Genomic DNA, 22,061 nt, shown 5'->3' with positions numbered 1-22,061 from the left:
CCGCAAGAGCCTGCTCGACGCGGAAACCGCGCTGGACGTGATCGCGCCGGAAGAGCCGGACATGGCGCTGGCCCGCGAGTCCTGCTGCCGAACCGACGTCGGAGTGTCCGACGTCAGCGAGGCCAGCACCACCCCGGCCAGGGCCACACCGACCGCCGACAGCGCGCTCCCAGCCAGCAGCATGGACCGGCGTCGCTGCCGTGGCTCGTGGTCCGCGATGTCGTCCAGGGCGCTGTAGGCGAGCGCATCGGCCCCCAACGCCGCGATGCCGCTGACGTCGAGATAGGTCGGGGCGAGCGCGCCGGGATTCAGCTCTCCGGTGCCCGGGTCCAGCGCGTAAGCCAGGGCGGCCGTCGACGACGCGAACAGCGGCGCGTTCGCGGATGCCAATGCCGCGCCGCGGGCCAGCGCCATGTCCGGCTCTTCCGGCGCCGGCCGCACCGCCACCGCCCCAGTACGCGCCGCCGGCACCCCCTCCGCAGTACGACCCGGCCCGACCCCCGCTGACGATGTACGTGCGTCTCCCGTTCGTCACGGTGCCGATTCCGATTAATCCGCCGGCGCCGCCACCACCACCGCCCCCGGCTCCTTAAGCCCTGGGCGATCGTCCGTGGCAGACGACGGCGACTAGGCGCACACTGGGCAATAACTCCGACGAGCCGCAAGGAGGTCCCGTGGGCGAACACGGTGCATTCGGATTCGATCCCGACGACTTCGATCGCGTGATCAGGGAGGGCAGCGAGGGACTGCGCGACTTGTTCGAGCGGATCGGCAACTTCGTCGCCGCACCCGGCGGCCGGGCGGGATGGTCGGCCATCTTCGAGGACCTGTCGCGGCGGCCCCGGTCCGGGCCGGAGACCACCGGCGAGGCCGGCGACGGGGTGTGGGCCATCTACACCGTGGATGGCGACGGCGGCGCTCGCGTCGAGGAGGTCTACGCGACCGAAATCGACGCGCTGCGCGCCAACAAGGACAACGTGGACCCCAAGCGCAAGGTCCGCTTCTTGCCGTACGGCATCGCCGCCAGCGTCCTCGACGACGATACGGAAGAACCGACGCCCTAATCACATTGGGGCATCACGCTTTTCGTGCGCCGTCAGCCCTGCTCGACGGAGTTCGAACCACCGGCGTTGGTGATCTTGGGTGTGCCCGTGTGGTAGGTGATCTTGTTGTCGAAGCCGGAGGCGTCGATGGTGTCGACGGCATCGACGGTGATCGCGTTCTGGACGCCGGACACGGTCAGGCTCGCGCAATGACCGGTGATCACAACGGTGTTGGAGACCCCGCTCACGCTGACGACGCTGTCGTTGCAGGCGACCGTCCGATTCTCGTTGATCCCGGAGATGGTGAGCTGGCCACCCGCCGGTGCGGTGGCGGACGTCGACGGGGCCGACGTTCGGGTCCGGCTCTTCGACGGCGGTGACGTGGTCGGGCTGTTGGACGGTGACGTAAACGGAACGGAAATCGTCGGCGGGGACGTGATGATCGACCGGACCCCGGAAAGCTGATGGGCGGCGAACGCGGCGATACCGCCGGCGAGGGCGAGCACGCCGATGACGATGACGGCGCCCAGGATCCACCACACGCGGTTGCTGGACGGGGGTTTCGGCGGTGGGCCGGAAAACGGTCCGCCGTAGCTCCATTGGTTTGGCGGCGGCGGGACCCCGGGCCCGGGCGCGTAGGCCTGATCGGCCGGTTGCGAGCCTCCCACTTCGGACGTGCGTGCCGAGTCGGCCAGCGGGCGCTCAAGCTCCCGGATCCGGTCCTCCGGGTCTTCGTGCGGGTTCATGCACTGAATATGCCATTCATTCCGGTAATTTCGGCCGGTTCGGTAGTTTCTGCATCGTGCCCGACTTGCCGAATCGCCAGATCGTGTTGCGTCGTCGCCCGACCGGTCTGGTCAAACCCGGTGACACCGAACTGCTCACCAAGCCGGCACCCCGGCCCGCCGAGGGTGAGGCCCTGGTCCGAACCACGTATGTCGGGCTCGACGCCGCGGTGCGGACCTGGCTGAACGACCAGCCCGGCTACCTTCCGCCGGTGCAGCTGGGCGAGGTCATCCGTGCGGCCGGGATCGGGGAAATCGTGGAATCGCGCTGCGACGCCTACGCCGTCGGCGATGTCGTCACGACGCTGACGGGTTTCCAGGAGTACGCGATCGTGCGCGACGACGTGTTCACCACGCCCGTCCCCGGCCGGGCTTCGGTGGACCAGCTGGCCGTCATGTCGGTGTACGGCCCGACCGGGGCCACCGCCTACATCGGGATGACGGACATCGGCCGGCCCCAACCCGGCGAGACCGTCGTGGTCTCCGCGGCCGCTGGCGCGACCGGATCGGTGGCCGGGCAGATCGCCAAGATCGCCGGCGCCCGGGTGGTGGGCATCGCGGGCGGCCCGGAGAAATGCCGGGCGGTGGTCGAGGACTTCGGCTTCGACGCGTGTATCGACTACAAGAACGACGACCTGGCCGCCGCGCTCAAGGAGCACTGCCCGCGGCGCGTCAACGTCTACTTCGACAACGTCGGCGGGCCGATACTCGACGCGGTGTTGGGCCGGCTGGCCGCCAAGGCGCGGGTGGTGCTGTGCGGGGTGATCTCCAGCTACCTCAGCGGAGAGCATCCCGGACCGGCCAACTACGTGAACCTGTTGTCCAAGACCGCGCTGATGCAGGGCTTCAACGCGCTCGACGACTGGGGTCGCTTCGACGAGGCCTTCGCCGCGCTTCATCGATGGGAGCACGAAGGCCGGATCAAACACCGCCAGACCGTGTTTGAGGGCGTCGAATCGTGCGTCGACGCCCTCAACGGCCTATTCACCGGGGCCAACATCGGCAAGATGTTGGTCAAGCTGAGCGAGCCGACCTCGGCCTAGGTCGATGGTGGCGACCGCAGCGCCCGGTCCCCCGCAAGCGGGAGGTGCCCCCAACGCGCGCTCGCGATCGCCACTAGGCCTCGCCGAGGACGCGGTGCAGCGTCTTCTTCGCGTCGGTCAGGGCTTCCAGCACCTTGGTGCGGGTCTCGGCGAGCTGCTGCTTCTGCTCGTCGGTGCCGGTCCAGGTGATCGTGCGCGCCAGCCCCGCGACCTCGAAGAGGGTCCTGCGGATCTTGAACACGTCGCCGAAGTTGGCCGCCCGGCCCAGGAAGGCGTGCGCGGTCTCGCTGCTGACGCCGCGCCAGGACAGCAGGTTCTGGCCGAATTCGGTCAGCGTCGCCACGCCGTTGTCGACCGTGACCACACCCCGGCCCGCCAGCAGCCCGATGGCCAGCTCCGCCACGTCCTGCGGCGGGGTGAAGGCACCCTCGGTCGCGTCGGACACCCGCTGCACGATCTGCGCGGCGTCGGCCGGCCCGTCGAGCAACAGGGCCGCGGTCACGAACGCGGCGCGCTTGAGAAAGGGCCGACCGCCGGGCCCGAAGCCGCCCTTGAAGCCGGGGCCGCCGAACCCGCCTTGTCCCCAACCCTTTTCGCCCCAGCCGCCAAAACCGGGACCGCCAAAACCAGGCCCGCCAAAACCAGGCCCGCCAAAGCCGGGTCCACCGAACCCGGGTCCACCAAACCCGCCGAAAAATCCACCAGACATCTCTATTTCCTTTCAACACATCGGAGGTATCAAGCTCCTTGATACCACCGACTCGGACAATGTCAACAAGATTGATGGTTGGCGGACGGGCAGCCGGGTGGCGCGCGCCGATTACCCAGCCGAAAATGGGCTGCTATCGTCCAGACATGGATCGGCATCGGATGATCATGATCGCCGGATTTCGGGCCCTACCCGGCGGAAATGCTGGTCCACTCGGTGCGTGTCTTTTGAAAACCACCTGAGATGGGATGCGTAGCATCCCACGTGCATGGTTTCATAACACCGTTTGCGAGAGTTGCCGAGAAGGGGCGCACCGACTCAGAGTTCCCGACTTCAACGATGGGTGGTTGGTAGATGGATCGTCGCAGCATGTTGTTGACGACAGGGCTCGGCATGATCGGGGCCGCGATGAGCATGCCCGAGGCCTGGGCCGCCCCGTCGGCGCCGCCGGCGCCGTCGACCGGAGGCGGCGGGCCCTACATCTTCCACGACGAGTTCGACGGCCCGGCTGGCTCGGGTCCCGATCCGGGCAAGTGGACGGTGCAGACTTGGCAGGACGACGTGTTCCCGCCGGTCGAGGGGATATACCGCGACGACCGCCGAAACGTCTTCCTCGACGGCAATTCCAATCTGGTCCTCCGCGCCACCCACGAAATGGGCACCTACTACAGCGGCAAATTGCGCGGCAACTTTCGCAGCATGATCAACCAGACCTGGGAAGCGCGGATCAAGCTGGACTGTTTGTTCCCCGGCCTGTGGTCCGCGTTCTGGGGCGTCAACGAGGATCCCATGCCCGACGGTGAGGTCGACGTCTTCGAGTGGTACGGCAACGGCGCCTGGGCCCCGGGCACCACGGTGCACGCGGCATCGAACGGGAAAACCTGGGAGGGGAAATCGATTCCGGGTCTGGTGGATGGCGCTTGGCACACGTGGCGAATGCACTGGGGGCCGGAGGGTTTCCAATTCTCGCGCGATGGGGGGGCGCCGTACTTCAGCGTTCCGAACAAGCCCATCCATGTCTATGGTGGCCCGCCCGAGGACATGCGGTGGCCGTTCAACAACCCCGGCTATTGGATGACTCCCATGTTCACCCTCGCCGTCGGCGGGGTGGGCGCCGGCGATCCGGCCGCGGGGACCTTCCCGGCGGACATGCTCGTCGACTACATCCGCATCTGGTAGGCCGTCATCGCTCGGCTTTGATCACCTGGACCAGGTTGAACTGCCATCGCTCGACCAGCCGGAAGCCCAGGTCGTGGGGGACCGCGAACGCTGGCGTGGCACCGTAGCGAGGGCCGGGCGGAAGTGCCGCGCCCTGCTCGTGGGCCGGCTGCGTGGCGTCGGCCTGGGTGATGATCCACACCACGCCGCAATGACTTAGCGGCGCGGCGACGACTTCCGGTATCAGGTTGGTGTCGAAGACCTCATTGCGGTCGGTTGCCCGTTGCCACAGGGTCAGGTCGATCAGCTTCCGGTAGGCATCGGGGCGCGCCGCCAGCAACGGCCGCATCGGGGCGGGCATGAACGTCACCGTGTCGTTGACGAGTAGGCAGTCGCCCGGTGCGGCTTTCGCCGTGATGAGATCCGCCACCTGACTGTAGTCCATTCCATATTTCGCGTCCGGGTTACGTTGTGCCCGAACATAATTCGGTGCCGCGGCGACAGCGAACAGAACAACGACACCCGTCGCCGCCCAGGGCTTGACCGCCAACGCGCCGATGCAGACACCGAGGATCAGCGCCACCGCCGGCGCCGTGAACGACAGATAGCGCGGCGTGTAGATCGGGTGGACCGCGACTGCCGACCAGATCACGATCAGGGCGGTCGGTATCACCAGCCACGCAATCGCCAGGGTCAACAACTGCCGGTCCGACTCCTTGAATTTCGCAGAGCCGCTGAGCCACAAGACAATTGCCGCCACCACCACCAGCGCCGACAACACCGCGAACGGCGGGCTGCGTTCGAAGTATTGCTGCACCGTCACGTCTTCGATCGTCCGGTGTCCGACCGGCGCGATCCACTTGATCTGCTGGACCTGCCCGACGACCTCGAAGGCGAACGGCGCCAGCGCGCACACCGTCAGGACCGAAGCAATCGCGAAGTGAACCAGCACGGCTCGATTGCGCCAGAAGGCGCACACGATAACGACATACGCCAACAACAGCAGGACGATGTACATCTCGAGCAGGATCGACGACGCCAGGGCGATCGCGTAATACAGCCAGCACCAAGCGTTGTCGCGGCGAGCGGCAACAACGAGCAGCACGGTCAGCCACACCGCCGCCATCATCGATAGCGCGTAGGGCCGCGCCTCGATGCCCGCCCATGTCGAGCGGGGCAGGATCCCGCAGACGACCCCGGCGGCCGCGGCGACGGTGCGCGACGAGAACTGCTTGCTCAGCACCACGACGCCGGCGGCGGCGCCCCCGACGGCCAGGCCACTTGGTGCGCGGGACCAGAACTCGGTGGGCGGGAAGATCTGGAACCAGCCGTGCATCAGCAGGTAGTACAGCCCGTGCACGGCGTCGACGTTGCCGAGCATCCGCCACAACTGGGCCAGGGATCGACTGTAGGAGGCCGAAATGGTCGCCGCCTCGTCGTACCAGAAGGACGGGCGCCCGGCGCCGACCAGACTGACGGCGGCGGACAGTATTCCAACGATCAGCGGGTCGAGCGCGGGGGCCAGCCGGTTACCGCGAAGCGCACCACGGGTAGGCCGTGACTCGCTGAGCACATCGCTATGTTGCCAGAAGGCAGGTTTCAGTTACTCAGCCACACGTGCCAAAAACCGTCGGGACCCAGGCGGCAGTCCCAATGGGTGTAGAGGTGGTCGTTGTGGGTGATCTCGACGTGCGGGCCGTCCGCCTCGCAGCCGCCTTGGCTCGAGTAGTTGCCCTCGACTTCCACTTCATCGGCGTTGGCCACGCCCACCGCCATGGTCATCAGCCCGGCGAATGCCATTAGTCCTGCGGCCGCAAACTTCCTCATGGTGACTTCCCCTCGGTATCGGTGACGCGACTCTATCGATTGGGCCGGGCGCCCGCGCCGCAATTGCGGGGACTCAACGAACCGGGGATTCGAACGTATGATCGATCAATGGGACAGCTCGCGTCGATCGGCTACAACGGGCAGCCGGTCCGCAGCCCGTTTCGGGTGGTGCGCCCGCCGATCACGGTGCTGGTGGACCTCACCGTGCTGTTCCCGCGCGAGCCGCACCGGTCCGGCCGGTATCAGCCCAACGGCCTGCAGCTGCACAAGGTCGTGGAGGGCAGGCTGAGCTGCTGGGGGCTCTGCGAGCAGGGCGACTGGTGGGGGCTGGTGACCTATCCGATCGCATACGGATCCAAGCAGAGAAGCGTGACGCACTGGGTGCCGGCTTGGACGCTGCGCCGACGGGGCTAGCCGGTCGCCGGTTCTGCCGGAGCCAGCCGGCGTCCCTGCACGTAGGTTCCGGCGATGGACGTCTCCCGCGTGCTCATCAACAACCCGAACAGCGTCTGGTCGCGGGCCATGGCCGGATCGTCGGACCGCACGCCCTGAGTGATCACGGCCTTCAGCGCCGGCGTCCGGTTGGGGTCGATGACGACGAAGTCGGCCTCCTTGCCGATGTCGAAGTTGCCGAACCGGTCCTCCATGTCGAGTGCGCGCGCACCGCCCAGCGTTCCGAGGAACAGCATCTCGGCCGGGTGCATCGAAACCCCGGCGTCGCCCGGCTCCGAGATGTGCACCTTGAAGGCGGCGGCGAGCACCTGCGGTATCGGCCACTCATCCCCGCCGCCGAAATCCGTTCCGGCGGCGATGTTTACGCCGGAGGCAACCGTGCGTAGCCACGGCATGGTGCCCGAGCCGAGGAACTGCTGGGAGACGGGGCAGTGCGCGATCGAGGTGCCGGTCTCCGACATCCGCTCGAGTTCGGAATCCTGGCAATGCACCGCGTGCGCCATGACACTGCGCCGCCCGAGCATGCTCGGCCCGCCGACCTTCGAGCCCGGTAGGAACCTGCCGTCATAGGTGTCCAGGTAGGTGTCGACCTGAAAGATCTTCTTGGTTTCGGCGACCTCGCCGGTCTCGGGGCGGTTGTTCTCGTTGAGGTGGGTGTGGAAATACACGCCTCGATCGCGCACCGAATCATACAGTTCGCCAAGGCTTTTCAGCATCTCGGCGGTGACCGCGATCGCGAACCGTGGAACGACGGCGACGTGTAACCGGGCGGTCGTCACGTCTCCGGTGTCGGCCGCGTGCCACTTGTCGATCTCCTCCCGGGCCAACCGCAGCGCATCGGACTCCGACGTCATCAACGGCTCAGCTGCTTTGGGGCCGACGGTCTGGATGCCGCGGCCGCTGACGATCCGCAGTCCTCGCCGCTGCGTCTCGGCGAACAGCGCGTCCTGGGCGTGCGGAAACGCGGACCCGAAGACCATGGCCGCGGTGGTTCCGCTCGCGATGCGCCGGTCGCAGAACTCGACGGCCGCCCGCTTGGCGAACGCCGGGTCGGCGAAGCGGGCCTCCGATGGATACATACAGCCGGTCAGCCACTCCAGCAGCTGCCCCCCGTTGTAGGAGTCGCCCGCGAACGTCTGCGGAAAATGCACGTGGGCGTCGACGAAGCCCGGGAGCAGAAACCCGGGCCTGTGATTGGACACCGGCGCCGACCGGTACTTCAGCGGCAGGTCGGCGCGCTCGCCGCAGAACGCGACCTTGCCGTCGTCACCGACCACCAGCGCGCCCTCCGGGATCGACACCAGCGCCGCGGCGGCTTCGGACAGCGGCGGTGCGCCGGTGAGGTGAAAAATGTGTCCAAGGTGGGTCCGAGTCACGCGATCATCCCCCGTGTCTGGGAGCGCAACGAATGTTGTTGCACCGCACGTCACATCCAACCACCCCGGCGGCTTTTCGGGGTCAAGACGACCACACCCGGCGCGCTCGCTGGCACGATCCCGGCGTCAGTGCGAAGATTGCTGCCCGTGGCAACTAGCTGGGGATCCGTTCTGAGCGTGCTCACTCCGCTGGCGTTGGTCGTGGCAATCTCGCCGCTGTCGATCATCCCGGCGGTCCTGGTGCTGCAGACGCCGCGGCCGAAGCCCACGAGCCTGGCCTTCCTCGGGGGTTGGGTATTCGGGCTGGCGGCGCAGACCGCGATCTTCGTTGCCGGTTCCGGCGCGCTCGGGGGTATGCACAACGCGCCGCCTAGGTGGGCGTCCTGGCTGCGCGTGGTCCTCGGGTCGGCACTCATCCTGTTCGGCATCTACCGGTGGCTGACCCGGCACGGCCACAGCGAGTCCCCGGCGTGGATGCGTGCGTTTGCCACCATCAGCCCGAAGCGCGCGGCGATCACCGGGCTGGCGCTGACGGTAGTGAGGGTCGAGGTGCTGATCATGTGCCTGGCCGCCGGCTTGGCCATCGGCACCAACGACCTCGGTGTCGTCGACGGGCTGATATGCGGCGCGTTTTTCGTAGCCCTCTCCGCGTCGACGGTCGCGATCCCGGTGCTGGCCTACGCGGAGGTCGGTCAGCGCCTCGACGATCCGCTGGCACGGCTCAAAACCTGGATGGAGCGCAACAACGCCGCGCTGATGGCGGCCATCCTGGTCTTGATCGGTTTGATGGTGCTCCACAACGGAATTCGCGCTTTGTGACTTCGCGCTTCCCGGCTCAGCGGTAGCCGCCGTCGGACAGGCCGGCGTCCGCTTCGAGCCTATTCGTCTTGCCAAAGACCTTGTCGCGGACGACTTCCCAGAGGTAGGCCGTGATCATGCCGGCGTGGCCTTTGGCGGCCCACTGCTGGCAGTGCAGCTCCTCGTGGTGCAACACCCGGTCCAGCGCGAGGTTGCTCTCGGCGGCGTTGCCATTGCGGTCGGAGTACCAGGCATGCCCGGACTCGACGATCTGGCGAAGCCGATGGTCGGCACCGATCGAGTCGTCGACGTTGACCATGAAGATGTCGCCCCAGGCGGTGCCGCCCTCCCGGCTGAACAGCTTTTGAATCCGGTTGCCGCCGAGGCCCATGAGCATGCCGTTGGGTGTGGTGACGAGGTGCGCGCCGTTGCGGTGCGCGAAGCCGACGTCCTGCTCGTAGCTCCAGCGGTTTGCCTTCTGCCGGTTGATGATCCGCCCAACCTCGGCGGCGGTGTACGGCGTCTCGGGGAAGTCCGTGGGTTGCTTGCCCGGCGTGCCGTAGTCGGTGCCGGCGTTGAGAACGTAGGTCATCAGCGCCGCGTTGCGTGCGTCGTCCGCACTGATGCCCCGCGACAGGAGGAAAAAGGACTTGCCGTCCGGATCTTTGAACTCGGTGCATTGCCCGAGAATCGTGAAGCTCTCCGGCGTGATGGCGTGCTCCCGGGCGATCTCGGCGACGACGTCGGAAGGCACGCCCTGGCGTTCGGCGTTCTCGAGCCACTGCCGGTGATAGCCCTGCCCGACGGACGGCTCCGCGCTTTCCCGCTCCCGACCACGCCGCTTGAAGACGACCACCCGCTGTTCGTAACACATCGGTGCAGGTAAGCAGGTCGCGGTACCTGTTCTGACTTGTGACAACCTCGTGACGTCACCATTTGGAAACGGAGCGGTGCGGCGCGGCTCATGTTTCATATTGTCTGCAGACAATTGGCTCGGTCGTCGGGAAACGACTTTTGGAGTATCTGAGCGCGCATAGAGGAGTCGACGCTGATGGTGGAGCGGTTCAGCATCAAAGTAGTTGCCAGCGCTGGGTTGTGCGGCGCCGCTATAGCGTTGAGCCCCGACGCGGCGGCCGCCCCGCTGATAACGGGCGGCCACGCGTGCACCCAGCAGCAGGCGGGCGAGGTGCCGGCGGCCGTCGGTGGACCGGCAGAGGCCGGCGGTGCGGGAGCCGCTGGCGGACCGGTACTCGCCGCCGGAGGCTCGGTCGTCGAAACGTGCGCCGCTCCGCTCACGGACATGTCCGGTGTTCCGCTGGTGGTGCCCGGGCCCGTTGGCGCCCCGATCGTGCCCGTCGTGCCGGCCGGCGTTCCGCTCTTGCCTGGCCCGCTGCCCCTTCCCCTGGGCGCTCCGGTTGCCCCGGTGGTGCCCGCCGGTGCTCCGCTGATTGCGCTCGGCGCCCCGGTGGAGGCACCGATCGATGCCGTGGCGAGCGCCCCCCTCCTCGACATGTCCGGAGTCAAGGATGCGCCGACCGGTCCGGCGCCGACGGGCGGGCCGGTGCCCGGTCAGCCGGTTATGCCCGGTCCGTCGGGCGCGCGCTGACGCGACCCCTTCCCGGACACTACGGACCCGCTAGGTTATCGCTAGCGGGTCCGTTTGTATCAAGGGCGGTGAAAGGCCTGTACTGTCAGGGCATTTCGACGCATTTTTGGGAGACAGCGAGTCACCGAGAGACTATGCGCGGAACTTCGATGCTGTTGTCCTGCACGATCACCGGGTCACCGACGTTGACCGTGTTGTAGTACCACTCCGCGTCCTCGGGGCTCAGGCTGATGCAGCCGTGGCTGACATTGTCCAACCCGAGCGAATTGACCGCCCAGGGAGCCGAATGCACGAAGAGGCCATGGTCGGTGATGCGAACGGCGTAATCCACCGGAAGACGGTAGCCGTCAGGATCGTCGACGGGGATGCCGACGCTGCTCGAATCCATCATCACCGTGCGTTCCTTGGACAGGACGGTGTAGGTGCCTGTGGGAGTGGGGTACTCCGGCCTGCCCATCGAGGCCGGCATGACGCCGGGCTCCCCGAAGTGGGGTCGGTGGTGCGGCGCAGGGAGCGACGCCGGCGGTCCCGCCTCGACCCCATCGATGGTCACGGTGAACGTGTGCTCGGCGATGCTGGCCACACCGACGACGGCAGGACCCGTCTTTATTTCCGTGGACACTCCGCCCACCGAGAGCGGAATCGTGCTGTGCGCCGGCCAGAATCGGTCCGGGACCCACTCCACGACCTTGTTGTCGAGCCATTCGAACTTGCCGGTCATCGCCGGCGTCGACCTGACCGCGACGGCACGCTCGGCCGCGGGCCGGTCCGCGACGGGCGCATCGAAGGTCACCACCACGGGGTGCGCGACACCGACGACCTCGCCCCGCCTCGGGAGAACCGACGCGATGGCCAAATGCTGCGGCTGGTGCGCCGCCGCCACGCTTACACCGGCCGGGCTCGCAACGACGCTCCCGGCCATCCCGACGACGGCAAGAACACACCGAACAACCGCCCGCATGGCTCCAATTCCTTTAACTGACAGAGTTGCAATAGTGATGGTAGGGCCGTCGCGAACAGCGGAAGCGCAAGGGCGCGTTCGCAATTGATCAAGGCTTCATCACGATTTGGCTACAGCCAACGCGGACCAGGCTCGGGCTAGTGGTGGCTGCCGACGCCGCTCTCGGCACCGCCGCCAGAACTGCTGCTGCCAGAGCTGCTACTGCCGCCCGAGCTGCTGCTGCCGCTGCTAGAGCTGCTGCTCGTGCCACCGCCGGCGCTAGCACCGCCGCCGCTAGCGCTGCTGCCGCCACCACCGAAGCCGCCGCCGCTCTCGGCGCCACCGATCGACGTGCCGCCGCCGGACTCACCGCCACCAACTGGCCCACCGGCCGATCCGCCGGTCGACCCGCCACCGCCTGTCGGTCCGCCGTGCGGCCCGCCGTCGCCTGGAGTTCCATGGCTCGGACCGGGGCCGGTAACAGGTCCGCCCGGGTTGCCGGAGGGCCCGCCGCCCTCGCCGCCGGGATTCGGCCCCTGCCCCGGGGGAATTTGTTGGGGCGGCGGCGATTTCGGCGGTGCTGGCGTGGGAACGTGGACCGGCGGGGGGACATGAATCGGCGGCGGCACGTCGATCGGTGGCGACGGGCGCTGCGGGACCTGAACGACCGGAGGCTCCGGCAGGACTGCCGGCGGCGGAGCGGGCAGCGCGAGCGGCGGTACGACCAGCGGAACGGGCACCGGCGGGGCCGCCGCAATCGGAGCCGGAAGGAGCGGAGCCGCGGGTGGCGGAGCCGCGGGAACCGGAGCGGCCAGCGGCGGCGTGGCTGCGGGCGGACTCAGCGGCTTCGGTGCCACCGCCTGGGTGGCCGCGACTTCCGCTGGCACAGGGGCGAATACCTGCTCGGCCGGGGCGATGAGATTGTGCAGCGGGGCGGGCAGCAACCCGACCGTCGTGTGGACGCCGACCGTCAGTGCTACCTCGAGCGCCAACGCGGCGCTAAAGCCGGCGACCGCCACCACGCTTCCGACCAGTAGGCCCGACCTACGACGGGGCTCGCTCTCACGATGGGCGGGGGCGTCCATGACGACAGTTGGCGCGCTGGCTTCATCGTCGGCGACCGCGCTGTAGGCAAGGTCGTCCTCGCCCGGCTCGGCCGCGGCAATGCTCAGGTACTCGGGCAGGGCATTCGCGTCGACCGCGCCCGTGCCGGGGTCCTGTGCATAGGCCAGCGCGGTCGTCGACGACGCGAACAACGACGCGTTCGCGGATGCGAGGGCCGCCGCGCGGGCCAGGGCCGTCTCCGGCTCTTCCGGCGCGCTCACGGAAAGCGACGTCGCCTCTTCCAATTGCGCCCTGACCGCTGCGATGTCAACGCCGGAGCCGAGCACAAACAGTCCGTCCGGGTGCGTAGCCAGCTGGTCGAGTCCGGCGAGCAGGTGCATCAGCTCGTCGTCTGTCAGCCGCCCGGGCGTACCATTCAACCGCTCTTGGTGAACATCCGTGATGGAACCGTCGGCGGTCTCGACGACGGCCAGAGTTGCGGTGTCGGGTTCCATGAACAGCAGCGCGGTACGCTCGTAACCCATTGCGCCGCCGACGAATTGAGTCAGCGAGGTCGCGGCCAGAAACGCCGAGACCAGCATGACGTTCTCGAGCTTGTGGGCGGCGAGTGCGTCGCGCAGGGCCGCCGCTTCGAGTTGGTCGGTCCACGCCACACCGACGGACGATAGCTCGAGGCCCGCAGCGTCGGAGTCTTCGCGGGTAGCCAGGATGGCGGCGACCACGCGGTCGGACGCGCTGACGGTCGGGGAGTCGTCGGCGGCGCCTGTCGCGAATTCGTTCTCGTCCAATGTGACGCCGTCGGCGTTCTCCCCTTGCACCAGCACCATCTGAACCGAAGCGGGCGCCATCGAGACCCCAAGCACGATATCCACTAGGCACGCCTTCCAACGAGACCGCTAACCGATCGTCGCCGGGGAAGCTGTATCTGGAGCCTGCCGAAGCTGTGCAGTTGTTATGAACCAAGGCCCCTGTCAAAAGTGACCAGGGGCGGCCCATGCGGGCCACCCCTGGTGTGTCGGGAAGTTTTCCTTTCGTGTCCGCCGCTCAGTACCAGCACTGGAAGGGCCCGCGCCAGCCAGGGAATCCGCAGTGAAGGTGGCGGTAGCCGCCCCAGAATCGGTCGATCGTCGGAAGCCAGGGCGCGGCTGGCGCTGGCGCAGTGACCTCAGGGGCCGGGGCCGGTGCGCCCTCGTCGGCGTGGCTTGGCGCAGCGAAACCAACGGCGGTCGCCGTGATCCCCATGGTCAGCAGAACGCCGGCCATGGTGCGGCGGGGGAATCCGCTTGCCGTGGTGCGCGCGGTGGTTGTCGTGGTGGCGTGGGTCTGGTTGGTGTTTGTTGAAGTGTTCATGGCATTGATCGTTCATCCCGCGATGTCGTCGCAGTAGCGGTCGTGTTCTTGCAGGGATACAAGCGCGCCTTGTATCCAGAAGGCGCCAGCGGCGCTACGATCAGGCGTGCCGTTAAGCGCGCGGATGCCCGAACTTTCCGCCCTTGAGTTGTTGTCGGCGATCGCCAAGACGGGCAGTTTGAATGCGGCCAGCCGAGAAGTGGGAACCAGTCAACAGGCCGTCTCGGCGCGGCTGACCTCGATCGAGTCCCAGATCGGCGTACGGCTGGTGACGCGCACGACGCGAGGCACCCAACTGACCCCGGCTGGCGAGGTCGTCGTCGAATGGGCGGACCAGATACTCGATGTCGCGCAGCGCGTCGACACCGGGCTGGCATCGCTGCGCGCCGAGCGTCGCACCCGGCTCACAGTGGCCGCCAGCCAAACGGTGACGGAGCAATTGCTGCCCCGCTGGCTGGTGTCGTTCCAGGCGGCGGTCCTGCGGCACGGCGGCACCGCGCCGGAGGTCGGCTTCAACGCGACCGACAGCGAAGGAGTGATCGCGGCCGTGCGGGACGGCGAGGCGGAGCTCGGATTCATCGAGATCCGCGGCGCGCTTCGCGGGTTGCGCAGCCGCGTGATCGGGCGCGACGAGCTGATCGTCGTCGTGCCGCCCGATCACAAGTGGGTGCGGCGATCGGCTGCGATCACCGTTGCGGAGCTTCGCCGAACGCCATTGGTGTCGCGCAAGTCGGGTTGGCGCCTCTTGCTGGGCACCGAGGAGCCGCTGGACAGCGATCGGTCGGCGCCCGCCGCGCATCCACTCGAACTCGCTTCTGCGGCAGCGGTTCGCGCTGCCGTCCTGGCCGGTGCCGGTCCGGCGGTGATGAGTCGGTTGGCCGTCAGCGATGACCTCATCCATGGTCGCCTGCGCGCGGTTCCGGTCGCGGATCTCGACTTGCGACGCGATCTGCGTGCGATCTGGCTGGGCGCCCGTACCCCGCCTGCGGGGGCGGCAAGGGATTTGCTCAACCACATCGCGACGAGTCGGTGACTGCCCTGATCCCAAGCCGTTGAAACTATATCGTCGAGCGGTGACCTCAACGTCCGGACAAGTGCGATCGCGTTGGATACTGGCCGCCGTCTCGACGGCATTGTTCTGCGTGCAGATCGATTACTTCGCAATGAACCTCTCGCTACCACGAATGGCGTCAGATCTGCACAGCAGCACGACGGACCTGCAATGGGTCGTCAGCGTCTACATGTTGGCGCTCGGCGCATTCATGGTCCCCGCGGGCCGCATCGGCGATATCTTCGGGCGCCGCCGTGCGCTGCTCGCCGGCATTGCACTGTTCGGAGTTGCCTCGGTCTTTTGCGCGATCGCGCCGTCCGCCGCCGTTGTCATCACCTTCCGGGCGGTACAAGGTGTGGGCGCCGCCTTGATCTTTCCCGTGTCGGTCAGTGTCCTCACCAATGCCTTCCCGCCGGGGAAGTCGAGTCATGCGATCGGATTGGCGTACGGCATAGCGGGATTGGGAAACGCTGCGGGGCCCCTGGTCGGTGGGCTGCTCACCCAGACCGTCGGATGGCGCGCCGTCTTCTGGCTGCTGGTGCCCTTGGCCGCAATCTCGTTCCTCATGGGCGCGAAGACGGTTCCTGAGACCTCGGACGAAACCGTCCCTCGTCGTTTGGATCTCGGTGGGCTCGCGCTCATCACTGCGGGAATTGGGTTGTTCACGTTGGCATTTGATCGCGCACCATCGTGGGGATGGCTGTCAGCGGCGACGCTCGGCACGTTTATAGCATCCATGGTTGCGCTGGGTGCGTTCGTGGTTGTCGAGCAACGGGTGCGCTGGCCACTTGTCAACCTGGCGCTACTGCGCAATTCGAGGTTCTCCACCTTGGTCGTCGCGGGCACGATTGCGAACGTCGCCTACACGGTGACGGTGTTCTTATCGACGATGAACCTCCAACAGGTGCGTGGGCTGGACCCTCTTACAGCGGGTATCGCATTCCTAGGCCCGTCCGCCGGCGCGGCGATAGGTGGGGTGGTCTCGGGACGTCTGGCGGCGCGCTATGCACCGATCAAGGTCATGGGCGTCGGTTGCGCGGTCGCCGCGATATCGTTGGCCGTCCTGGCGGCTTCTCAGCAGTGGGTGGTCTACCTAGTCGCATTGACGGCCTGCGGTTTCACCATGGGTCTGGTCTACGCGTTCACCACGGTCGCGACTCAAACCGTCGTTGCGCCCGAGCGGGCAGGCGAAGCCGCCGGTGTCGCGTTGACGTCACTCGTTGCGATCGCCGGTGTCGGAGTCACTGTGTCGGGCACCGCATTGGAGATGCTGCAGCGTCAGGGCTGGAGCATGGGTGACGGCATCAAGGCCATCCTCGCGGTGATTGCCGCGCTGTTGCTGCCCGCGGCCCTGGCCGTGCTTCGGAGTGCACGCAGCAAGCTCTCGGCCTTGGGGGAACTTAACTGTTCTCCGGAATGATCCGTGGAAACGATGACGGGTATCGAACCCGCGCATTCAGCTTGGGGAGCCGAGTCAGAGTGTCCAGGGCAGTCCGCCGCAGTGACAACGTCGTGGCACCCTCATTGCTACGTGGCCGGGCACAGCAGAAGGAGGCCAGGTGTGACCACCGATGACCCGGGCCGGATTCAGCGGTTGGCCGCCGAAGTCAACATGGTCCTAACCCGGCTACGCGATGACGAGTACCTCCTATACGACAACGACACCAACCAGCTGGTGCTGGGCGGCCAATCCGGCCAGCGGAAGATCGGAGTCAGCCTGGAACAGATCAGGCTTTACCTGGAAAAGATCCGGGAGTGGAGTTAGCTGGTCGAACACTGCTGCCGCAGGTCAGACCTGGAGCCGATGACGGGAATCGAACCCGCGTATTCAGCTTGGGAAGCTGATGTTCTGCCATTGAACTACATCGGCGCTGTTGCCCCAGCAGGCTAGCACCCGGCCGGCCACGGCCGCGCCCGCCTGCGCCGAGGTGTTGCGCGCATCGGCCGGCGCTTGCGATGTCATTCGAATGCAGAAAACGGCCCCGACAGAATGGTCTGATGTGGGGAAACGCACAGCTATCCCCGCATGTGAAAAAGCCGGTGTTTATTGTTTCGTGATCATTCCGTAATGTGCTTGCCGTGGGTCGGCATCGATTAGCCAAGAAACGGCGCAAGCCATCAGTTGTCCTGGCAGCGGTACTGACCCCCGCGGCGGCTTTCTTCGCCGTGGCGGCGGATACCGATTCGTTCGGACCGCGGGCCGAGCCCAAACCCGTTATCAGTGACGCCGCGCCGTGCTGCTTGCAAATCGTTGCAGCGGCATCGCATGTGTCGGTTGGCGCCGGCGTCCGCGCTGTTCCGGCGGCATCGAGATATCACACCCGCTCGCGCTTCTTGCCCGTCGGCGTTGCCTCGGAACGCGGCTTACAGGTCAGGACCATCCTGACCGCCCGTGCCATCAGTGCGGACTTTCCCCAGATTCACGAAATCGGCGGCGTGCGACCGGATCCGCTGCCGTGGCATCCCCTCGGTCTGGCACTCGACGTCATGATCCCCGACCCCCAATCCGCCCAGGGGATCGCGCTGGGAAATGCCATCGTCGCCTACGTTATGCAGAACGCAAACCGCTTCGGAATACAGGACGCGATTTGGCGGGGCGTCTACTACACGCCCAATGGTGCGCAGACGTCGAGGCTCGGCCACTACGACCACGTCCACGTCACGACCACCGGGGGCGGATACCCGACGGGCCGGGAAAGCTACCTCGCTGACTAAAGGTAGGACGGCTGCCACCTTCCCAACGGCTAGGCTCGTCGAGTGCTGCTCTCCGATCGCGACCTCAGGGCCGAAATCACCGCCGGCCGGCTGGGCATCGACCCGTTCGACGACGCCCTGGTGCAGCCGTCCAGCATCGATGTGCGCCTCGACTGCATGTTCCGGGTGTTCAACAACACCCGCTACACCCACATCGACCCCGCCAAGCAGCAGGACGAGCTGACGAGCCTGGTGCAACCCATCGAGGGAGAACCCTTCGTCTTGCATCCGGGCGAGTTCGTCCTCGGCTCGACGCTGGAGCTCTTCACCCTGCCCGACGGCCTCGCGGGACGGCTGGAGGGCAAGTCGTCACTGGGCCGGCTCGGATTGTTGACTCACTCAACGGCCGGCTTCATCGATCCCGGCTTCAGCGGTCACATCACCCTCGAGCTGTCCAACGTCGCCAATCTGCCGATCACTTTGTGGCCCGGCATGAAGATCGGGCAGCTGTGTATCTTGCGGCTGACCAGCCCGGCCGAACACCCTTACGGCAGTTCACGCGTCGGCTCGAAGTACCAGGGCCAGCGTGGACCGACGCCGTCTCGGTCCTATCAGAACTTCATAAGGACTACATAGCTTCGGCGGGGTTCCGCCACCGCCCTCCTGCGCGATACTTAGTTAGTCGTGGTTTTTTCCTCCGCCCGACCATGGCTCGGCTAGCAACACCTTTGGAGGGGTTGTTTTGGATATCGTGCTCGGCGTATCGATGGCCCCGGCGTCGATTCAGATGGTTCTGCTCGAAGGTGAGAACGCCGAGGGAGCCACGGTCGAAGAGGACGAGTTCGACGTCTCCGCTGCCGACGACGCGCCGACCATCAGCGCGTCTGATCGAGTGATCGCCGCCATCCTGGGCACCCGTGAGGGCGCCGCCGACGCCGGCCTCGAGCTGTCGTCTATCGGGGTCACGTGGACCGATCAACTCGAAGCGGCCGCCCTGCGCGACGCGCTGACCGCCCACAAGCTTGAGAACGTGATGCTGGTCTCGACGTTTCTCGCCGCGACGGCGCTCGGTCAATTCGTCGGCGGCGCAATGGGTTACGAACGCACCGCGGTGCTTTTCGTCGAGCCCGATGCCGCCACGCTGGCCGTCGTCGAGACCTCCGACGGTTCCATCGTCGATCTCTACCGGCAACAGATCTACGCCGAGTCCTACCAGGAGGCCACCGCACAGCTCACCAGGATGATCTCGGGGCTGGATGGGCAGGAATGGGGGCCGGGCGGTCTCTTCTTGATCGGCTCGGGCGTCGACATCGCCTCGATAAAGCCGGCGCTGGAATGGGCGACCTCGCTTGTCGTGAGCGCGCCGGAGGAGCCCGGCACCGCACTGGCCCGCGGGGCCGCCCTGGCCGCGGCGAACGCGCCGACGTTCGCCTCGTCCACCGCTGCACTGGCCTACGCGCAAGACCCGGGCACCGGTGCCGCTGTTTCAGTGCCCGAATACCTCAGTGTTTCAGGGCTTCTCGACGGTGACGACGACTTCGCGTACAGCGCCGTCCCCGACGAGGACGACGACGTCCCGACTGTCGTCGTACCAAAGCTGTTCGCGCCCGAACGGGACGAGCCGCGTCGCAGGCCGGTGCTGCTGGTCGGTAGTTGCTTGGCGGTCATTGGCATCAGCGCGGCGCTGGCCCTGGAAATCGCGCTGGCCATTGGCATCCGCGCGACCGGGACGGTCGCTTTGCGACCGACCCCGAGCCAAAACCTGATCGTCCCGACGCAGCAGGCCCCCGCACCCGCGCTCCTCGAGGCATCCCCCCCGGCGCAGAAAATCAACGCCCCGATACCTCTAGCCGCGCCTATGCCGATACACCCGCAAGCCGCGCCGCTGCCCGCGGCTCCCGCGATACCGGCTCCGCCGGCTCCCGCGGCTCCGGTGATTCCGGTGCCGGTCGTGGTGCCTCCGGTGGCGCCGGTTCCAGCGGCCCCGCTCCTGGTGCCGGGTCTCGAAACGGTGATGCGACCGCCGGTGATCCAGCTCCCACCGCGCGTGTCGCCGCCCGTGGTGAATCAACCGCCGGTCCAGGTCCCGCAGCTGCCATCGCCGCCGCAGGTGACCCCGCCGCAGGTGACCCCACCGGTCCACGTGCCGCAGCCGCCGCAGGTGACCCCGCCGCAGGTGACTCCGCCGGTCCACGTGCCGCAGCCGCCGCAGGTGACCCCGCCGCAGGTGACCCCGCCGCAGGTGACTCCGCCAGTCCACGTCCCGCAGCCGCCGGTCGTAGCCCAGCCGCCGGTCCACGTGCCGCAGCCGCCGGTCGTAGCGCAGCCGCCGGTCCACGTGCCGCAGCCGCCGGTCGTAGCGCAGCCGCCGGTGGTAGCCCAGCCGCCGGTCCACGTGCCGCAGCCGCCGGTCATAGCCCAGCCGCCGGTGGTAGCCCAGCCTCCGGTACACGTCCCGTTGCCCGGCACGGGGTCAGGTAGTCCTGGCGGCGGCGGGCCGTTCGGCGGCGGGCCCCTCGGCGGTGGCCACAGCGGCGGTGGCGGTGGGCCATTCGGCGGCGGACCGATCGGCGGTGGGCCGATTGGCGGAAGCGGGCCATTTGGCGGCGGAGGCGGGCCATTTGGTGGTGGCGGACCGGCCGGCGGCGGTGGGCCGTTCGGCGGCGGTCACAGCGGCGGTGGCGGCGGGCCGTTCGGCGGCGGCGGTGGCCTCGGTGGTGGCGGCCTTGGCGGCGGCGGTGGGCTCGGCGGCGGCGGCTTCGGCGGCGGGGGCGGCGGCTTCGGCGGTGGCCACAGTAGCGGTGGCGGCGGGCACAAGTAGCCGCCCGTCGTGGCTGGACGGGCTCGGCGTTACAACTCGGAAACGCACCGCGACGGGTACTCAGCAACCCGGCGGCTACGCGAGTAGTCTCAGGCAGATAAGGGCTGGTCAAGAAGATGTGCCGCCCATTCGCTAGAACTTCATAAGGCCCAGCTAACCCGGAGATCCTGCGCGGTGCTACGGGATCAAAATCCTTGGGTGACAACGAGATAACGGTGCGGTCCGCGCGCTGTGCGGGCGGCACAGCAGACTATCGAAGGAGAACTTTCAGCGGTGGTGGGCGTCGTGCTTGGCGTATCGATGGCGCCGACGAAGGTCCGCATGGTGCTGGTCGAAGGTGAAGGCGCCGACGGGGCCGCCGTCGACCAGGACAACTTCGACGTCACCGACGACTCGCCTCGCACCGCACCCACCCAGGTGGTCTCGGCCATCCTGGGCACGCGCGAAGGCGCGGAAGAGGGTGGCTATCAGCTGCTGTCGGCCGGAGTGACCTGGACCGATCACGTCGGGGCGGCGTTGCTTCGGGACGCGCTGATTTCGCACAAGGTCGAGAACGTCATGCTGGTGTCGGCCTTCATGGCCGCGGCTGCGCTGACGCAGGCGGTCGGCGACGCCACCAATTACGCGAACACCGCGATGCTCTTTGTCGAGCCCTACACCGCGACCCTGGCCGTGGTCGATACCGCCGACGGATCGGTGTCGGATGTGCACCGCAGGATTCTCCCCGACGACGAAGACCAGGCTGTCGCGGAGCTTGTCCAGCTGGCCTCCCGTGCTGAATCGCTGAAAACGCGCCCGGACGGTCTGGTCGTTGTCGGCTCCGGCGTCGACATCCCGCTGATCAAGCCGGCGCTGGAGGCCGCGACCACACTCGCGCTTTCGGTTCCCGACGAGCCAGAGATGGCGTTGGCCCGGGGCGCGGCGCTGGCGTCGGCGAACGCGCCGCTGTTCTCGTCGTCCACCGCCGCGCTGGGATACGCGCTGGATCCCGGCACCGGCGAGGTCGACCCCCTGGCATTCACCGCACAGTCGCCGGGACTACTGCCCGGATACGTGCCCGAATACCGCGGCGCCGCAGCGCCATCCGCCGGCGCCGAGACTGGTAGTCCCGACGTCGCCTACAGCGCGATACCGGACGACGACGCTGGTGGCGCCAGTGGTTTGGATGAGGTCGCGCAGCGCCGCCGGTCGGTCCTGTTGGTGGGCAGCACGCTCGCGGTGATATTCATCACCGCGGTGGTGGCGCTGGAGATTGCGCTGGCGATCAGCATCCGGCCGACGGTCGCGTTGCGTCCCAGCCCCGCCCAAAACGTCGTCGTCCCAACCCAACCCGCCCCCGCCC

22 protein-coding genes, 1 tRNA gene and 1 pseudogene are annotated in these 22,061 nt (G+C 67.4%); 13 read left to right on the top strand and 11 right to left on the bottom strand.

Annotation, left to right across the window (positions count from 1 at the left end):
* Positions 1-105: 105 nt before the first annotated feature.
* A pseudogene (locus tag A5744_RS24930) lies at positions 106-429 on the bottom strand (hypothetical protein); the annotation flags it as partial.
* A 245-nt stretch (positions 430-674) separates the two neighbouring features.
* Between A5744_RS24930 and A5744_RS05770 the strand changes: the two are divergent.
* Positions 675-1,064, top strand: a complete 390-nt coding sequence (locus tag A5744_RS05770; protein ID WP_076059192.1) for a hypothetical protein — start codon at positions 675-677, stop codon at positions 1,062-1,064.
* A 32-nt stretch (positions 1,065-1,096) separates the two neighbouring features.
* On the opposite strand, the gene A5744_RS05765 is transcribed toward A5744_RS05770, so the two are convergent.
* Positions 1,097-1,789, bottom strand: a complete 693-nt coding sequence (locus A5744_RS05765) for a DUF3060 domain-containing protein (RefSeq protein WP_076059191.1) — start codon at positions 1,787-1,789, stop codon at positions 1,097-1,099.
* 56 nt (positions 1,790-1,845) lie between these two features.
* Here A5744_RS05765 and A5744_RS05760 point away from each other — a divergent pair, with 56 nt between their 5' ends.
* On the top strand, positions 1,846-2,871 hold the full coding sequence (locus tag A5744_RS05760) for an NADP-dependent oxidoreductase (RefSeq protein ID WP_076059189.1): 1,026 nt from the start codon (positions 1,846-1,848) through the stop codon (positions 2,869-2,871).
* Positions 2,872-2,944: 73 nt separating this feature from the next.
* Here A5744_RS05760 and A5744_RS05755 read toward each other — a convergent pair whose 3' ends face one another.
* Positions 2,945-3,580 carry a hypothetical protein gene (locus A5744_RS05755; protein WP_076059187.1) on the bottom strand — a complete coding sequence of 212 codons (636 nt, stop codon included), beginning with the start codon at positions 3,578-3,580 and terminating at the stop codon, positions 2,945-2,947.
* A gap of 354 nt (positions 3,581-3,934) precedes the next feature.
* Here A5744_RS05755 and A5744_RS05750 point away from each other — a divergent pair, with 354 nt between their 5' ends.
* The gene (locus A5744_RS05750; protein WP_076059185.1) at positions 3,935-4,759 is read left to right on the top strand and encodes a glycoside hydrolase family 16 protein; all 825 of its coding nucleotides are present in this window, start codon (positions 3,935-3,937) and stop codon (positions 4,757-4,759) included.
* Positions 4,760-4,763: 4 nt separating this feature from the next.
* On the opposite strand, the gene A5744_RS05745 is transcribed toward A5744_RS05750, so the two are convergent.
* Positions 4,764-6,311, bottom strand: a complete 1,548-nt coding sequence (locus tag A5744_RS05745) for a glycosyltransferase family 39 protein (RefSeq protein ID WP_139331246.1) — start codon at positions 6,309-6,311, stop codon at positions 4,764-4,766.
* Between the two features lie 26 nt (positions 6,312-6,337).
* The gene (locus A5744_RS05740; RefSeq protein ID WP_076059182.1) at positions 6,338-6,565 is read right to left on the bottom strand and encodes a hypothetical protein; all 228 of its coding nucleotides are present in this window, start codon (positions 6,563-6,565) and stop codon (positions 6,338-6,340) included.
* Between the two features lie 108 nt (positions 6,566-6,673).
* Here A5744_RS05740 and A5744_RS05735 point away from each other — a divergent pair, with 108 nt between their 5' ends.
* A complete protein-coding gene (locus A5744_RS05735) occupies positions 6,674-6,979 on the top strand; it encodes a hypothetical protein (protein WP_076059181.1) in 306 nt (101 codons plus the stop codon).
* Here the strand turns inward: A5744_RS05735 and A5744_RS05730 are convergent.
* Complete coding sequence (locus A5744_RS05730) at positions 6,976-8,394, bottom strand: amidohydrolase family protein (protein ID WP_076059180.1); 1,419 nt, start codon at positions 8,392-8,394, stop codon at positions 6,976-6,978. The genes A5744_RS05735 and A5744_RS05730 overlap by 4 nt on opposite strands.
* 147 nt (positions 8,395-8,541) lie before the next feature.
* Here A5744_RS05730 and A5744_RS05725 point away from each other — a divergent pair, with 147 nt between their 5' ends.
* Positions 8,542-9,213, top strand: a complete 672-nt coding sequence (locus tag A5744_RS05725; RefSeq protein WP_076059178.1) for a GAP family protein — start codon at positions 8,542-8,544, stop codon at positions 9,211-9,213.
* Positions 9,214-9,229: 16 nt separating this feature from the next.
* Here A5744_RS05725 and A5744_RS05720 read toward each other — a convergent pair whose 3' ends face one another.
* Positions 9,230-10,066 carry a hypothetical protein gene (locus tag A5744_RS05720; protein WP_240562976.1) on the bottom strand — a complete coding sequence of 279 codons (837 nt, stop codon included), beginning with the start codon at positions 10,064-10,066 and terminating at the stop codon, positions 9,230-9,232.
* Between the two features lie 177 nt (positions 10,067-10,243).
* Here A5744_RS05720 and A5744_RS05715 point away from each other — a divergent pair, with 177 nt between their 5' ends.
* Positions 10,244-10,798 (top strand): hypothetical protein, encoded by a 555-nt coding sequence (locus A5744_RS05715; RefSeq protein WP_076059174.1) that lies wholly within the window; start codon positions 10,244-10,246, stop codon positions 10,796-10,798.
* Positions 10,799-10,919: 121 nt separating this feature from the next.
* On the opposite strand, the gene A5744_RS05710 is transcribed toward A5744_RS05715, so the two are convergent.
* From A5744_RS05710 to A5744_RS24320, 3 genes are all read right to left on the bottom strand, one after another.
* Complete coding sequence (locus A5744_RS05710) at positions 10,920-11,759, bottom strand: L,D-transpeptidase (RefSeq protein WP_076059173.1); 840 nt, start codon at positions 11,757-11,759, stop codon at positions 10,920-10,922.
* 137 nt (positions 11,760-11,896) lie between these two features.
* A complete protein-coding gene (locus tag A5744_RS05705; protein ID WP_139329484.1) occupies positions 11,897-13,675 on the bottom strand; it encodes a hypothetical protein in 1,779 nt (592 codons plus the stop codon).
* A 172-nt stretch (positions 13,676-13,847) separates the two neighbouring features.
* A complete protein-coding gene (locus tag A5744_RS24320; protein ID WP_139331245.1) occupies positions 13,848-14,153 on the bottom strand; it encodes a hypothetical protein in 306 nt (101 codons plus the stop codon).
* Positions 14,154-14,259: 106 nt separating this feature from the next.
* Between A5744_RS24320 and A5744_RS05700 the strand changes: the two genes are divergently transcribed.
* From A5744_RS05700 to A5744_RS05690, 3 genes are all read left to right on the top strand, one after another.
* A complete protein-coding gene (locus A5744_RS05700) occupies positions 14,260-15,186 on the top strand; it encodes a LysR family transcriptional regulator (RefSeq protein WP_076059171.1) in 927 nt (308 codons plus the stop codon).
* A 40-nt stretch (positions 15,187-15,226) separates the two neighbouring features.
* Positions 15,227-16,624, top strand: a complete 1,398-nt coding sequence (locus A5744_RS05695) for an MFS transporter (RefSeq protein WP_083679207.1) — start codon at positions 15,227-15,229, stop codon at positions 16,622-16,624.
* A 141-nt stretch (positions 16,625-16,765) separates the two neighbouring features.
* Complete coding sequence (locus A5744_RS05690) at positions 16,766-16,969, top strand: hypothetical protein (RefSeq protein ID WP_076059169.1); 204 nt, start codon at positions 16,766-16,768, stop codon at positions 16,967-16,969.
* Positions 16,970-17,000: 31 nt separating this feature from the next.
* On the opposite strand, the gene A5744_RS05685 is transcribed toward A5744_RS05690, so the two are convergent.
* Positions 17,001-17,074 (bottom strand) — tRNA-Gly (locus A5744_RS05685).
* A gap of 209 nt (positions 17,075-17,283) precedes the next feature.
* Here A5744_RS05685 and A5744_RS05680 point away from each other — a divergent pair.
* The 4 genes from A5744_RS05680 to A5744_RS05665 form a co-directional block, all read left to right on the top strand.
* Positions 17,284-17,919 carry a hypothetical protein gene (locus A5744_RS05680; RefSeq protein ID WP_076059168.1) on the top strand — a complete coding sequence of 212 codons (636 nt, stop codon included), beginning with the start codon at positions 17,284-17,286 and terminating at the stop codon, positions 17,917-17,919.
* A 42-nt stretch (positions 17,920-17,961) separates the two neighbouring features.
* Positions 17,962-18,534, top strand: a complete 573-nt coding sequence (dcd, locus tag A5744_RS05675; protein WP_076059166.1) for a dCTP deaminase — start codon at positions 17,962-17,964, stop codon at positions 18,532-18,534.
* A gap of 115 nt (positions 18,535-18,649) precedes the next feature.
* The gene (locus tag A5744_RS24600; RefSeq protein ID WP_240562977.1) at positions 18,650-20,719 is read left to right on the top strand and encodes a hypothetical protein; all 2,070 of its coding nucleotides are present in this window, start codon (positions 18,650-18,652) and stop codon (positions 20,717-20,719) included.
* A 273-nt stretch (positions 20,720-20,992) separates the two neighbouring features.
* Positions 20,993-22,061 (top strand): hypothetical protein (locus A5744_RS05665; RefSeq protein WP_076059164.1); only part of this gene is annotated, 1,069 nt, incomplete at its 3' end.

This window comes from Mycobacterium sp. IS-1264 (assembly GCF_001954195.1).
Lineage (GTDB): Bacteria > Actinomycetota > Actinomycetes > Mycobacteriales > Mycobacteriaceae > Mycobacterium.
This window is presented reverse-complemented; position numbering and strand designations above follow the sequence as displayed.

Bases quoted from the DNA above. Each gene is read 5' to 3' on its own strand.
- A5744_RS05765 (WP_076059191.1), bottom strand. From the start codon at position 1,789: ATGAACCCGCACGAAGACCCGGAGGACCGGATCCGGGAGCTTGAGCGC.
- A5744_RS24320 (WP_139331245.1), bottom strand. From the start codon at position 14,153: ATGAACACTTCAACAAACACCAACCAGACCCACGCCACCACGACAACC.
- A5744_RS05755 (WP_076059187.1), bottom strand. From the start codon at position 3,580: ATGTCTGGTGGATTTTTCGGCGGGTTTGGTGGACCCGGGTTCGGTGGA.
- A5744_RS05720 (WP_240562976.1), bottom strand. From the start codon at position 10,066: ATGTGTTACGAACAGCGGGTGGTCGTCTTCAAGCGGCGTGGTCGGGAG.
- A5744_RS05750 (WP_076059185.1), top strand. From the start codon at position 3,935: ATGGATCGTCGCAGCATGTTGTTGACGACAGGGCTCGGCATGATCGGG.
- A5744_RS05740 (WP_076059182.1), bottom strand. From the start codon at position 6,565: ATGAGGAAGTTTGCGGCCGCAGGACTAATGGCATTCGCCGGGCTGATG.
- A5744_RS05735 (WP_076059181.1), top strand. From the start codon at position 6,674: ATGGGACAGCTCGCGTCGATCGGCTACAACGGGCAGCCGGTCCGCAGC.
- A5744_RS05715 (WP_076059174.1), top strand. From the start codon at position 10,244: ATGGTGGAGCGGTTCAGCATCAAAGTAGTTGCCAGCGCTGGGTTGTGC.
- A5744_RS05710 (WP_076059173.1), bottom strand. From the start codon at position 11,759: ATGCGGGCGGTTGTTCGGTGTGTTCTTGCCGTCGTCGGGATGGCCGGG.